Consider the following 13471-nt stretch of genomic DNA (forward strand, 5'->3'; position numbering starts at 1 on the left):
CGGTGATTAGCGCAGCCCGGTAGCGCATCTGGTTTGGGACCAGAGGGTCAGAGGTTCGAATCCTCTATCACCGACCACTTTTCGAAAAGCCTCTTGAGAGATCAAGAGGCTTTTTTCGTTTTAGAATTAGATTATTAGCTAGAATGATTGAGGAGTCGAATCCTCTCTTTTTATCAAAGCTGGCCGACAACTGTTCGAAAGGCCTTTTGAGAGATCAAGAGGCTTTTTTCGTTTTAGAATTAGATTGTTAGCTAAAATGATTGAGGAGTCGAATCCTCTCTTTTTATCAAAGCCGGCCTACCACTTTTATGAGAAAGCCCTTCGAGAAATCGAAGGGCTTTTTTGTTGTCTGTTATCTAGAGGATTCGAATTCTCACTCTTATCAAAGCATGCCGACCACTTTTTGAAACGCCTCTTGAGAAATAGAGATTTTTCGTTTTCAGATACTGAGGTGTGAAGCTAAGAGATAATGGGCATACCTATGCAAGCTTACACGTATCGCAAACGGCTTCCTAAGAACCAGATATAAAAAGGCCCCTGAGTTCATCAGAGGCCTTTGAGAGTACGTGTGAAGAGCTAGTCTTCGACATCCACAGGTGGGGATATATAGCCCATATAGGCATTAGTTTTAAGTGGAGTGAAGCGATCTAACTGAGCTATCTCCTCGATGCCGGTGACTATTATCTTAATGTCCAGACCTCTCGCCACGTTGATCAATGCCCGACATAGCTCACTGCTATGCTCGCTTTCATCATAATAGGCAAAAGATTGATCTAGCTTCACGTAACTTGGTCTCAAGGTTTGCAAGTAAGACATGGAGCCAAACTGGCGGCCGAAGTGGTCGATACCGAAGTGGGCGCCGTTATCGCGGATGATAGTGCAAATTGCCTGACAAGAGTCCGGATCGCTGTATACTCCGGCTTCAGGAATGTCGAAACAGATCCGTTCAGATAGCTCTGATGAGCTGAGGAATTGATTTAACCATTCATGGAATTTAGGATCGCTTAAACTCTGGAACGTCAAGTTAATAGCAATAGGCTCAAGGCTTCTGCTCAGAAGCTGCTCTTCATGTACCTTCTCTATCAGGCACTTGTCCAGCAGTGCCCCGAGTGATAACAGCTCAACATAAGGCATAAACTGACCAGCATGGACCATCTTATCTCCGAGCTCCAGCTGACAATATAGCTCTCGTTGCAAAAGGTTATCGCTGTCATTGAGCTGTACCGGCTGCCATTTAAACTTGAATCGACGACCCTTGATAGCGGAGCTTAAATGTTCACGCCACTGCTCACGAGTGAATAGCTGTTTCTCGGTATTTTCAAACCAATGGAAGATTTTATCCTCTTTTATGGCTTTCTGCAGTGCGTTATCCGCCTGGGCTAAGATGTCAGACACTGTCATCTGCCCAAGTCGCTCTGCAACACCTATGGCGAAATGTTCATTTGGTTTGCAGCCGGCTTTAGACATCTCTTGATTAATTGTACGTATCAGAGTCTGAAGATATTTACTGGTCTGATCATGTTCAGAGCTGGTGATCAGGAATGCAAACTCATAGGCTGCGATTCTGGCTACAATCGAGGTGGAGACTTCATCTAAGTGCTCTTTCAGCTTTTCAGACAGCAGCCTAATGGTCTCGTCCCTGACTTGGTAACCATATTTGCTATGCACCTCCTCTAGCCAGTCCAGTTTAGCCATAACAAGAGCACCACTCTTGGGCTCATTGAGCCAGCTGCTGAGGTGCCCCATCATATATTGTCTGTTTGGAAGCCCTGAGACCTGGTCGACCAGATTCTTTTTGCGTAGTTCTCCAACCTCCTCATCGAGAGAGTTAAAGATTAATTTGAGCTGATCAGACATGCTGTTGAAGGCGACCACTACAGACTTTAGCTCAGTTGTTTTTGGCACCGGCATATCGGGTCCAAACTTACGTTGCGAGATCTCTCTGGCGTGTTCTGCAATGGAATGCAGAGGCTTGAGGATCCAGGTTAATCCCACTCGGGCGAATATTATTGCGATTAAAAAGAGCAGCGAAAATACGATGATCGCATTGCTCATGGTGCGCCATAGTTCGTGATACCCAAATCCAGGATGGGCGGTGATCTCCAGTCGTGCCAGCTGGATCCAGCCAGAAGTGATCGTACTCTCTTTCTTAATTGTTTCAAACAGGTCCAGATCGATAAACCATTGTGGAACCCCTTCAATCTTTACTGAGTTCTCCCAAACCTGCTGTTTACCGTCGACCAGCCAAGTCAATTTTACCTGCTGGTAGTAACCACCTTCAAAAATAACATTGATTAGCGTCTCTGCACCGACAATGTCACCGGCTTCAAGATCCGGTACCAACATGATCCCGAGTGAGTTACTGGTATTATTAAGGTCTGATTCCATCTGCTTTGTCAGAAAGCTTTGAGTCTCAGTGAATTGTACATAGCCCAGACTCGCCACCACCAGTAGAAACAGGCCAAACAGTAGTGAGTATATCTGTCGAAACAGTGTCATCTTTCTAGCTACTCCAGTCTTAATTTGGGTTGTCTAAGCCTTTCGACACCCAATCTATATTTAAGATCATTCCATTTCGCAAGCTTCTTTGAGGAACCTGCAAGAACGCCTCGTCCTTTTTCCTTGTTAAGCCACAACTGTCTACCATTAAAGCTGTAAACAGGTATTAAATCTTTTCTCTGAGTAGCGGGTTTAATTCGTGTGTCCAGATTGTCGAGTACCAAGGGGATAGCTGAAGGCGTTTCGTAATAGGCCAAAACCATATGGTATTGATTAACGCTCGTTGCTTTTACCATGGTGATTCGCATCTTATCTTCCGGTACACCGAGCTGGAGTAGAGTGAAGTACTTTGCGATAGAGAAGTCTTCGCAATCACCGCCGTTAACGCCAATAAACTCCATCGGTGTCGACCAGTAGTTACTATCGCCCCAAAGTTTGATGTCATCGACAAAGCGAAAAAGATTAAAAAAGTTATTCACTTTAGTCATCTTATCTCTTTCGCTTAACCCCTGTGCCTCATCTAACACTCTAAACCAGGCTTTGACTCGTTTTCCCGCTCGCTCACCATACTTAGACTCGAGTGTCGATGTAATGTGACCCCTATCCAGGTTTTGAGTCGGTGAGGCATAAAGGCATGATATGGCTAGAGTCAGTGCCATTACTATGAACTGGCAGACTTTTCTGCATGCTAATTTACTACAACAAAGCCTGCCATTCATGATGCTTGATTTATGTCCTTACTTTACTTCTTCATCAACGGTATAGATATGCCACTTCATATCTGCCGTTGTATCTTCTCCGGTCACTTCCGCAATCACGCGTCTGTTTCGGGTATGGGCAATACTCGTCTCGCTCATATCGACCGGGCGGTCATAGCTGTAGCCGATAGCGGTTAATCTGGCTGGTTCTATGCCGAACTGTTCGGTCAATACGCTTGTTACCGCGTTAGCCCTGTTTTGTGAGAGCGTTAAGTTATGCTCATATGTTCCGGTTTTACTGCAATGCCCTTCGATGGTAACTACAGTATTCGGATAATCAGTCATGAAGGTAGCAATGACCTCTATCTGATCATAGTACTGAGGATCTATGTAGTAAGAGTCATTTGCAAACAATATTTTAAGCTCGGAGCGCTCATTAATCGGCCTTACCTTACCACAACCGTAGTTATCTATGCTGGCGCCTAAAATTGTACCATTACAACGCTCTCGTGCGACAATAACACCATCGGTATCCAGATCATTGAGATCATGTATCTGTTTAGTTGGCTCGTCCATGGTGACGATGTCGCGTGATGCACATCCGCCGAGCAAGGCGATGCTTAATATGAATATGAAGGCTTTCATTAGTTAACTCCTCCTTCGTAGTTACGCTCACCTTGCCATACATCCGGGCGGGTGACTCTTAACGACTCCAACAACCTTCCGGTAGCGTTCAGGATACGGTACTCAGAAAGGATGCCGTCATATTCCGCTTCCAGATAATCTTTGCGGGCTTCGAATAGTTCGTTTTCGGTATCCAGTAGATCGAGCAGGGTACGTTGGCCCAGATTGAACTGTTGGCTGTATGCGACCTGTGTGTCTTTTGCGGCAATAACATGTTCACGAATGTATAGCTTTTGAGGTTCTAGCATCTCGTAAGCATTCCAGGCCAGATTGACACCTTCGACGACTTGGCGATGGGCACGTTGACGGATCTCTTTGGCTTCACCTATCTTGTAGGCGGCTTCTTTCTCTCGTGCGAGGTCTTTACCACCGGCGAAAAGGTTATATTTTACCCTAACCATGGCAACCAGATCGTTGCTGTATCCACCTACATCATTCAGGAATAAGCCCGAACCTGAGATACCCTCTTCACCGTCCAGGTTATTGTTCCAGTTACCTTCGATATCTAAAGTAAATTTTGGATAGTAGTTGGATTGTGCTGAAGCTTTCTCATTTTTTGCCGCTTCGATATCGCTAGCCGCAGACTTTAAGATTGGATGATTTTCCTGGGCTATCTTAACGCTGCTTTCGAGATCTTCCGGCAGCATGTCGTCATCGGGTACGGGAACAATCAAACTCTCTGGCTGCTGCTCTACGACACGGATAAATTGGGCTTTTGCATCGAAAAAGTTGTTCTTCGCCGAGATAACGTTCGCATTAGCACGAGCCAGACGGCCGGTTATCTGTGACAGATCGGCAACAGAGCCCAAACCTGAGTCGGTGCGCTGCTTTATCTGATCATATATCTCCTGATGGCTGGCCAGGTTTTTTTCGGCCAGCGTCAGAACCTGCTCGCTACGAATATAGTTAACATAAACCTTGGCTACATCCAGAGCCATGTCCTCGGCTGCTGAGAAGAGTGCCCATTGTTCGGCGCTGGCTTCGAAGCTATATCTGTCTACTTCGCTGCTGGTATAGAAACCATCGAATAGCATCTGCTTGATGCTGAAACCTGCTTCGCCACGCTCTAACTCTGCAACACCATCAGAATCGATCTCACCTACATTTGGCTTTCTGCGAGTCGATGGGCTATCGGTCTGTTCATATCCATATCCGCCACTGATATCTACCGTCGGCATGTAACCGGCCACAGCCTGATTAACCTGCTCTTCACGGGCTTTAAAGCGGTTGAAAGCGATACGAATTTCCGGATTCGTATCTAAGGTGTGCGCGACAGCTTGTTCCAGTGTCTGGCTGTAAGCCGACGCCGGGATAAGCAGTGCGCTAACGGCTAACGCTAAGCCGCTGCGTTTTAGTTGCCGAATCTTACTGGTGTTCATGTTAACCCCTCCAGGTTGGTTTTCTTAGGCTAGCGCTCTCTGAGTGCCGTATCTTTCGCCCTTAAAATTGGATTAAGTATGTACTCTAAAACGGATCTTTGCCCAGTAATTACATCAACCGAAGTTAACATCCCTGGTATAATTGGCATTTCAGTGCCGTCGTCCTTTTTTAAGCTTGATAGTTCAGTTCGTACTCTTACAAGATAGAAGCTGTTCCCCTCCTCATCCTGTGTTGTATCCGCACTGATATGCTCTACAACACCGTTCAGGCCGCCATACCTTGTAAAGTCATAGGCTGTGACCTTGACTACGGCGGGTAAACCTGGGTGTAAAAAAGCGATATCTTTCGGGATGATCTTTGTTTCGATTAAAAGCTGATCTTCTGACGGTACAATTTCGAGTATATCGATCCCCGGCTGAACTACACCGCCAAGGGTATTGATGTGGATGCTCTTAATGGTGCCGTTTACCGGTGATGTTATTTCGGCTTTACTGACTTTATCCTGCGCGCCGACCTGAGCTTCGCTCATTCTCGATAGCTTAGTTTGCATCTCATTGAGCTGAGTCCGTGCCTCGGCGGCAAAGACAAACACTGCCTCACGACGTTTGAGTATTGCCTCGTCTTGAGAGGCTTTTAATTTTGGCCTCAGTAGTCGAAGGGAGGAGAGCTCACCTTGAATATCGTTAACGGTTCGTTCAAGTTTGAGTAGCTCCACTTCGGGAACGATCCCTTTTTCTGCCAGAGGCCGGGTGAGTTCTAACTCTCTTGACACCAGCTGGAAACTTCTGGTGAGGGTGTTGATCTTAGAGGCCAGCTCCTCAGTTTCCTGTTGCTTCTGTTGGATCTGTCTGGCCAGAATTTCGAGTTGGTTGCTGAGGCTGTCCAGGCGCCCTGAATATTCTTCCGATTGTCGCTTTACCAGTTCAGGCTCTTTGGCTATAAGCTCTCCTGAAAATTGCAGTGGTGTTTTAGTTATTTTTACCTGCTCGCGCCAGTCAGATGTCATATCTGATATCAGTATGCTACTTAGCTCGGTTTCGAGCCGTTTAACATTTGCTTGCAGACTGAAAACTTCCTGCTCTTGTTGATCGAAGTCTGAGCGGAAGCGGGTATCGTCGATTCGAACCAGGGGTTGCCCCTTGGTAACATGCATTCCCTCCTCAACATAGAGTTGCTGCATTATTCCGCCATCCAGGCTCTGAATCACCTGAATTTGAGAGGAGGGGATCACTTTGCCCGTACCTGTAGTGACTTGATCTAACTTGGAGAAGTAAGCCCAGACAACAAAGCATAGTGCAAAGGCAGAGAGTGCCCAGATGATCAACCTGTGACTGGTTGGTGCATCTGTCATCATGGCACCATAAACGTCATCTACCATTTCAAGATCTTGAGTCGTTAAGTGCTTACTCATTTCGTTGCCCTCCGGCGAGTAGGCCCTTGCTCAGTTTTTCCAGCACCTCATTCTTAGGGCCATCGGCCACAAGGTGACCCCTGTCCAGTACAATAATGCGATCTACCAGTTTCAGCAGATGCATCTTATGGGTGATAAGCAGCAGGGTTCTCTCTCTTGTGACATTTTCCATCGCACGAATGAATTGTTTCTCGGCTCTGGCATCCAGACTCGCCGTCGGTTCGTCCATAAGCAGCACGGGGGGATCGTTCAGGGTTGCCCTTGCCAGAGCCACTGTTTGTCTCTGTCCTCTGGATAGAGCGCGACCGCCTTCGCCTACCTGTTGGTCCAGGCCTTCGGTTTCGAGATCGGTAAACTGGCTGATACCGGAGAGTTGTACCGCCCTGATCAGCTGGTGCTCAGATACCTGGCGGGTACCGAACAGTATGTTGTCACGAATAGAACCATGGAACAGGGTGATATCCTGTGGGAGGTAACCAAAGTTGCGTCTCAGGTCCGTAGGGTGGATCTGCGCCGAGTCGAGGCCGTCATATCGCAGACTTCCCTTGCTCGGTTGATAGAGCCCGACCAACATCTTAGCCAGGGTGCTCTTACCGGATCCGTTCCGGCCGATAATTGCGACTCTCTCACCCGGTTGAATATTTATCGACATCGGGTGTAAGACCGGTTTTTCGGAACCCGGATAGGAGAAGCTGATATGATCGGCATTCATCTGTCCCTGGAGGCGCTGACGGCTTACCAGATGCCCCTTATTCTCAAACTCATCCTCTTGAGTCATGATCTCATTGAGCTGGCGTAGTGCACTTGCCGTGTGGTTGCCTCGGGTCATCAGGCCTGCCAGCTGCGCCATTGGTGAGATAGCGCGGCTGGATAAGATCACGGCCGCGATGATTCCGCCCATAGAGATCTCGTTATCGGCGACGCGATAAACCCCCAAGATCACCACAGATACAACAGATAGCTGAACCGTAAAATTAGCCAGGTTAGTTACTGAGGTTGAGATCTTCTTCGACTTCAATTGCCAGTTCGCGGTATGACCTATCATCTGCTGCCAGCTTTTTTGAACTAACCCCTCGGCACCACTGGATTTTATCGACTCCAGTGAGGCAAGAGATTCGATAAGGTGGCCATGTTTCAGGCTGGAAAACTTGTTACTTTCCTCGATTGCTGCCTTTAGTTTTGGCTGCATGATCAAGGTATAGGTGATAATGATGACCCCGCCCAACAGAGGGATTAGGGCTAAGTCACCTGCCACTAAATATATGATCATCATGAAAAATAGTGCGAAAGGAAGATCTACCAATGTGGTAATAGTTGCCGAAGTCAGTATGTCTCTGATGCTGTCAAACTCACCTAACTGCCTGGCCATGCCGCCGACACTGGGAGACCGATTCTCAAGCGGAATCCCTACCGCTTTGGCAAACAGCTTGGAGGAGACAATAATATCGACCTTCTTACCCGCGACGTCGATAAGGTAGGCCCTCAGTTGCCGCATGATCAGATCGAAGATATAGGCGATACCCGCCCCGATAGCTAAGACCCACAGAGACTCGAACGCCAGATTAGGGACGACCTTATCATAGACATTCATGATAAATAGCGGTGAAACCAGAGCGAAAAGGTTGACCAGTACCGATGCGATCAGCGCATCCCGGTAGATAGGTGCCGAATCTTTAATTGTTTGAAATAACCAGTGCTTATTGCTGTCATGGAGATGTATATCGAAGCCCATATCGCCACGATACTGCTGTTTAACCATAAACAGGTAGCCAACATAGATGGCTTCGAGATCTTCAAGTGACAGCGTCTCTTCGCCTCCGGTCTCCGGCAGTTGAATAACGGCTCTATCTTTTTTTACATCCAGCTCTCGAAGCAGACAGGCTTTCTTATCTTTCAGCAACAGGATGCAGGGCAGGAAAATAGGCGATATCTGGTTTAATCCCTTACGGGTTAATTTAGCCGCCAGCCCCGCTCGAGCGGCTGCCTGAGGCACCAAGTCTGGTGTGAGCACACTACCGGATAGCGGAAGGCCTGCCGCCATGGACTCGCTGGAGCAAGGACTACCGAAATATTCGGTTAGTAATACTAAACTGTCTAACAGGGGATCGACTGACACTCTTTGAGAGGCAGAGACGGTCCATTGCTCAGTTTTCTGAGGAGATGAAACAGACACCTAAAAGCTTATCCTTAAGATTTTATTATGGAATTACTCTTATTGTATTATAAAAGTATGAGTCAAGATGGTCTATTTTGCTATAGACCATCTTGATAATTGGAGGATTTATGGAAGTAGATAGGTCACTTGATCATCATCCGGGTGCGAATTAGAGCCTGAGGCATCTGCAAATGAGGTTGAAGAAACCCCTGCGTCGGTTGAGCTGCTGATGATTAAGGCGCCCTTGCCATCACTGCCGAGTAAGCCTTGAATTATCGCACCTTCACTATCACCAAATGCATCAGCCAGGTCTACACCATCTAAGACGATATGCTGCTCATAGTTACCATCCAGGTTTGCATCGATATCGATAGAGGTAGAAGGTGTCGAAGTGGTGTTGTCGACAGTAAAATGCAGGTATTCAGAAAGCTGATGCCCACTCTCTACGTGTAGAAGGTCGCTGATATCCAGCTTATCTTCACCGAGTTTAAAGTCAGTGATGTGATCTGTCCCCGTAGAGCCTGCAGACCACACGAAGGTATCTGCGCTGGTTGGTCCCGAAAGGGCATCGCCGGTCAGAGTATCATCACCTAGTCCACCGATAAGCGTATCGATTCCGACTCCTCCAATGAGGTGATCCGCACCGGTTCCACCATCTAAGGTATCGTCTCCACCCTGACCGAAGAGGATATCTTTACCCTGCCCACCGATGAGGGTGTCGTCGCCGTCATTGCTGTCAGACAGGTTAAACATATCAGGATTGTTCGAAATAAAGCTATGTACATCCTTTACGGTGACATCTGAGACTTCGACGTTCTCGAGCTGACTCGCTACAAATTTTTGCAACGCCGAATAGCCTTGACCTTCGATATTTTCAAAGCTGACCAGATCGCCGAAGATAATATCATTACCTTCACCCGCGTTAACCGTATCGTCACCCTGTAGCAGTAGCTCTTCTGAGCCAAGGATAACGCTGGCAATCTCATCCGCCTTAATATTGTGATGAGCCTGACCATCGGAGTCATACGGGATGAGATCATCTAAATCAATACCGCTGCCTATGCCAATAGCCTTAACTTCAGAAATGGCATCCAGAACATCGAATGCTGCTAAAGCTTCCGTTTCAGCCTGGTCATCACCATAAGCAGTTTTTGCTACAGTAAAATTGCCGTCAGCCCCCTGTTTTATTGTGCCTGTTTGGATATTTTGCCAATCCCCGCCATTTTTATACCAACTGTATATATTTCCGTACTCATCAACGATGACTTTGTTGTCATATACAAGCTCTTGCCCTTCAACATAAGTATCGAGTAAATCAGATAACTGCTTACTGTCATAGTATGAATTGATCACCTGTAGACTCTCAGGAGTTTGATTTTGATCGCTATTGTAATTATTGGGCTCACCATCGGTGATAAAGTAAGTCAGATTCGTACCCGTATTCTCCGATGCCGCTCCACTATTAAACCAACTGGTTGTTGTTTCAAAGGCTGATTCGTAGTTGGTTCTACCGCCACTAGTGATTGTATCTAGTGCCTCAGTGAGATCTGACATTGCATTGATATCGGCCAAGTTAACAGATACATTGACTTTACTTCCACCATCAAAGTCGACTAATAGGACATTGACGGTACCGGAATGCGAACTGGTAGCACTGGCTTTTAGTGTATTGAAAACCTCTAACAGCTGTTCTTTGGCTGAGTTGACGTTGCTGTTCCCCATACTCCCCGACGAGTCGAGAATAAAGGCGATGTTATAATTTTCACCACTCACAATCTGTAAGCCTGTTGTGTCACTAACGATTACATCATGGTTGCTGGTTCCCTGAATGTCATTATTCCCGTCAGTCCCCGTATTTTGGCCATAGCTTTTCGATGGCACTATATCGAAAGTAACCGTCGCGGTATCGGTTAAGCCAGAAGGATCGGAGATGGTGTACTGATAGCTTGCAGAACCTGTATAGCCCTCTTCAGGAGTGAACACTACATTGCCGTTAGCATCGAGTGATACAGTGCCATGCTCTGCATTCATGACGTTAACGATACTGATATCGTCTCCATCAGGATCACTATCATTGCCTAAGAGAGTGCCGGCTGAGAATGTGAATGGCGTATCTTCCATTACTGCCAGAGGCGGCGTTAATACCTGATCGCCCAGTTGGCTATAATCACCTATCTGCTGGTTACTTTGATCGAACTGACCCAGCTCGACATTGAATACATAAGCGCCGCCCTGGTCCCAGTATACGATTTCGATTTCATGGAGCCCGGCTGTAGCTATGTCAAAATAGATGTGGCCATCATCACCTGGGTACTTGGTCTTTTGAGATTGGATTGTAGAGAACTGGGCTACAACGACGCCATCAACCTTAATAGAGTAACCATCATCGGCCGTCACCTTAAGGCCGTACCTGCCGGCATCTAACTGTACATTGCCCTGCATATGTAAGATGGCATCGGTACTGTTGCCCGGATCGTTACTCAGGCTTCCGGCATCTGCGCCAAGGAAGCTTTGCAGGCTGGTTCCCGTTCCCAGATTTCCATTTCCCCAGCCATAATTCAGGGTTGTAGCTGTGAAGGTTGCATCGGGATCGTTATTGTTGATGAAAGTGTTAACCTGATGAAGGTACTTTAAGTTTCCACCGTCTTTATCGCCATAGGCTTTGCTGTCGTTATATCCATAGTAATGACTGGTTAAGCCACCAAAGTTGTCATTTCCTGCATCGGGGGCGCGGTTATGGTCTGCGACATTGACCGTGACGTTCGATGTTGCACTCTCTCCTGAACCATCGGTGGCATTGACTTGAATACCTGTCACTAACAGGTTATCGACGTCGATGTTGTGCGGAAACTTACCAAGTAACTCAACATCGAGAATGACGGAGCCTTGTTGTCCTGCAGAAATTGAATCCCAATCCAGAGTCAGCTTAAGCAGGTCTCCACGTCCATTCATGGAACCAATGAGGTTGCCACTCTCGATACGCCAATCCATAGGTTGACGAATCCCCTCAACTGTAATGTTGTCGGTATCGCCAAAGCTAAAGCTATTGATCTCAGTATCACCCGCTTTGAACAGTAATGTCTCTGTGTCATTGTCGGCGGCATCAGAGAGCAGTGTGGCTTCATCGAGCTGTGCAACTGCGTTGGTCGTTAATACTGACAATGATGCAGGAGCGTTCAGGATGACGCTGAAATCATTATCGCTATCTACATCACCATCGCTGTCTATCACGTCTACCGTAAAGTCGAGTGTTGTACCGGATGAGTCGATCGTGAGTGTTTCTGTAAACAAACTCTGAAGGTTAAAGTCATCGCCACTATCAGCCTTCGAAAGTTTCAAAACGCTGACTTCAACAATTTCTGAACTGGACAGGTGAGCTTCAAATTCATCACTGGTGCCGGTAAAGGTGAAGTCTTTGAGCTCTCCCAGCGCATTCTTACCCTGCACAAAGAAGGTGGCATCACCGGTATAAACCTTACCACTGTTTAAGCTTAAGGCTATCTGGACGTTGCTGGTAGTGGGCTGCTGGAATGACAGAATGAGTGTATCACCGGCACCGATATCTTTACCTGAACCGACGCCTATACCATTGTTGCTGTTGTTTACACTAGCTACACTGCCATTGGAGGTTCCGGTTAAGGTACATAAGGTGTCTACTGTGGCATTGGTACCGTATTGCAGCTCACCGTTAAGATAGATAAATAGGTTGTCACCATTTCCTGCCGTTATGCCTCCGGTGAAGTCAGCAGTAGTTTCTTGAAGAACGGTGATCGAATCTTCAAGATTAACCACGTATTCGCCGGAGTTCGGGTCAATGGTTAGAGTGAATACCAATGACTGCTGGGCATTTACATCTCCATATTCGGCGAAAGCATCGCTGGTATAGGCCAATAGAACATCTGGATTATCCGGGTCGACAAAGTAGTAAATTACATCGCCACCAGTTGTTAGGCCCGAGTCGACAAAATTACTCTGTCCGTCATGATTAGCATTACCCGTAATGTTAGCCATTAAGCTGGCTGAGTAATCTGTGTCAGTGCCACTAACCGTCATAGAGCCAACGATTGTTTGGGCTGAGTTCTCTGCTTGGCTGCTGGTTACTGAAGCTTGAACCAGATCATCATTGACTGTGACATTAACAACTCCCTCTGCAGTCGAACCGGAAGCATCGGAAGCAATAACAGTAATATTACTGATATTAAGCGAGTCAACACTAACACCGTGCGGTAGGTTATCGAGAAGAGTGGCTGAAACCGTAACTGCTCCCGTAGTACCTGCCGCTATAGTCGTATCGGACAGTTCCAGCTGTATCAGGGCGTTACCATTAAGGCTACCTATTAGGTGCCCAGAATCGTTAATTGCCCAAGTTAACTCTCCATCCAGACCATCGACAGAAAGCTCACTGAAATCGTCTCCGAAGGCAAATTGATCCACGGTCTCGGTGCCTGCAGTAAAGCTTAGGCTTGTCGTATCAATATCTGTGCTGGTGCCTGCTGTATCCGCATCATCCAGGGTCAGTGACGCTGTGTTGCCACCGGAAATTATTGGTTTGACGGTGATCGCCAGGGTCGAGTCATCGGTGCTGTCACCGTCGGTGACGGTGTAGCTCACCGTGGGCACGCTGCCGTTCCAGTTGTCGGCAGA

Annotated in this window: 7 protein-coding genes and 1 tRNA gene; 1 reads left to right on the plus strand and 7 read right to left on the minus strand. The window is 47.2% G+C overall.

What is annotated here, in order from left to right:
* A tRNA-Pro gene (locus tag Q1B47_RS21665) sits at positions 1-77 on the plus strand.
* A 499-nt stretch (positions 78-576) separates the two neighbouring features.
* Here the strand turns inward: Q1B47_RS21665 and Q1B47_RS21670 are convergent.
* The 7 genes from Q1B47_RS21670 to Q1B47_RS21700 all read right to left on the minus strand — a co-directional run.
* Positions 577-2499 carry an EAL domain-containing protein gene (locus Q1B47_RS21670; RefSeq protein WP_299798793.1) on the minus strand — a complete coding sequence of 641 codons (1923 nt, stop codon included), beginning with the start codon at positions 2497-2499 and terminating at the stop codon, positions 577-579.
* An 8-nt stretch (positions 2500-2507) separates the two neighbouring features.
* A complete protein-coding gene (locus Q1B47_RS21675) occupies positions 2508-3218 on the minus strand; it encodes a transglutaminase-like cysteine peptidase (RefSeq protein ID WP_299798795.1) in 711 nt (236 codons plus the stop codon).
* An 18-nt stretch (positions 3219-3236) separates the two neighbouring features.
* Positions 3237-3842: an OmpA family protein gene (locus Q1B47_RS21680; RefSeq protein ID WP_299798797.1), complete on the minus strand. Its 606-nt coding sequence runs from the start codon at positions 3840-3842 to the stop codon at positions 3237-3239.
* Positions 3842-5260: a TolC family outer membrane protein gene (locus Q1B47_RS21685; protein WP_299798799.1), complete on the minus strand. Its 1419-nt coding sequence runs from the start codon at positions 5258-5260 to the stop codon at positions 3842-3844. The genes Q1B47_RS21680 and Q1B47_RS21685 overlap by 1 nt, the downstream gene beginning before the upstream one ends.
* 29 nt (positions 5261-5289) lie before the next feature.
* Complete coding sequence (locus Q1B47_RS21690) at positions 5290-6672, minus strand: HlyD family type I secretion periplasmic adaptor subunit (protein ID WP_299798801.1); 1383 nt, start codon at positions 6670-6672, stop codon at positions 5290-5292.
* Positions 6665-8845, minus strand: coding sequence for a type I secretion system permease/ATPase (locus tag Q1B47_RS21695; protein WP_299798803.1), 2181 nt, complete (start codon positions 8843-8845; stop codon positions 6665-6667). The genes Q1B47_RS21690 and Q1B47_RS21695 overlap by 8 nt, the downstream gene beginning before the upstream one ends.
* A 108-nt stretch (positions 8846-8953) precedes the next feature.
* Positions 8954-13471 (minus strand): cadherin-like domain-containing protein (locus Q1B47_RS21700; protein ID WP_299798805.1); only part of this gene is annotated, 4518 nt, incomplete at its 5' end.

Source organism: uncultured Shewanella sp., assembly GCF_947501225.1.
GTDB lineage: Bacteria > Pseudomonadota > Gammaproteobacteria > Enterobacterales > Shewanellaceae > Shewanella.